The 1,043-nt window shown below is 61.6% G+C and carries 2 protein-coding genes; one reads left to right on the top strand and one right to left on the bottom strand.

Going from position 1 to position 1,043, the window contains the following annotated elements:
• Window positions 1-523 (bottom strand): DUF4291 domain-containing protein (locus tag KVS69_RS18400; protein WP_217539429.1); only part of this gene is annotated, 523 nt, incomplete at its 3' end.
• Window positions 524-645: 122 nt separating this feature from the next.
• Here KVS69_RS18400 and KVS69_RS18395 point away from each other — a divergent pair.
• The coding region (locus KVS69_RS18395) for a hypothetical protein (RefSeq protein WP_217539428.1) at window positions 646-1,043 on the top strand (398 nt) is incomplete at its 3' end.

The following is a 1,043-nucleotide window of genomic DNA, read 5'->3' as shown; positions in this document are numbered from 1 at the left end:
GCCTGTCTTCCCGTACCAACCCGCAGATCCGATGGGCCAGCGGCGTGACATCGGTGACACGCTGGATCCACTCCCCGGTGTACAGGCGCACGGCCTCGCCACTCAGTCCTATCTGGATGGCACGGTGTTCCAGCGGCCGGTGGTGCAGGTCGCGCTCCGGGTCCCATTGGATGCGGTCCGGTGAGCGGCTCTTGAGCGCCTCCCATTCCTGTGCGTCCATGCCCGGTTCGGGGTGGCTGTCACAGCCGTGAGCCAGCGCCCATGCGAAGCCCTCATGGGTGATGTCGATGGCAAGGATGCGGGACTGACCCGCATCCTTGTAGCCCCATCCGGCGCGATACATCATCCATAGGAAGGAGGGCTTGATCCATGTCATCCGCTCCATCTTGAAGGGCGGGGCAACGAAGGTCTGGTGTTTGAGGGCGCTGTCGGCGATGGCGTCCGAGTAGGCCTGGTAAACGCGAAGGGTGGAAGCGTCGTACTGGGCGCGGATCTGCCGCGCCGGAATCGTTGTCGTTGTCATTTCGCTCCTTATAGCCGAGCTCGCGCAGCCGATCGACCAGCTGGCGACGGGCGGTCGCTTGCACTGGATCATCGGCGGTGCCGCGACCATCGATTGCGTTCGGGCATCAGGCCGGCGAATGCGTGCTGGACATGCATCCTTTGGGCGAACGAGAATGCGGCGACAGAGTGTTTCCCTACGGAAACCTGGACGTGGTGAACATGGTGAACACTGGAAATACGGCAAGTGACCCTTCCGATTTTTCCAGCGGTATTTCTCCCGAAGCGTCGGCTCATCGGGGCGTGCGGCCAAGAGGTGATTACATGCACCATCCAAGAATCATGTCCTCCGAGATCGCCAAGGCCGTCGAACTTGCCAGCGCGGAAGGGAACGAGATCTTGAGCGTGTCGGAGGGGTGGGCCGAAGTGCGGCAGGTCGTACATATGAAGCGGCCGCTGACTGACGCTCTTAGAAACCGGATATCGCTCTTGACGCTGAGACACTGGACGACGGAGCCGACACCACATAACAAGGCGGAAGT

The organism is Stenotrophomonas sp. GbtcB23 (genome assembly GCF_019091045.1).
In the GTDB taxonomy this organism is placed as follows: domain Bacteria; phylum Pseudomonadota; class Gammaproteobacteria; order Xanthomonadales; family Xanthomonadaceae; genus Stenotrophomonas; species Stenotrophomonas rhizophila_A.
This window is presented reverse-complemented; position numbering and strand designations above follow the sequence as displayed.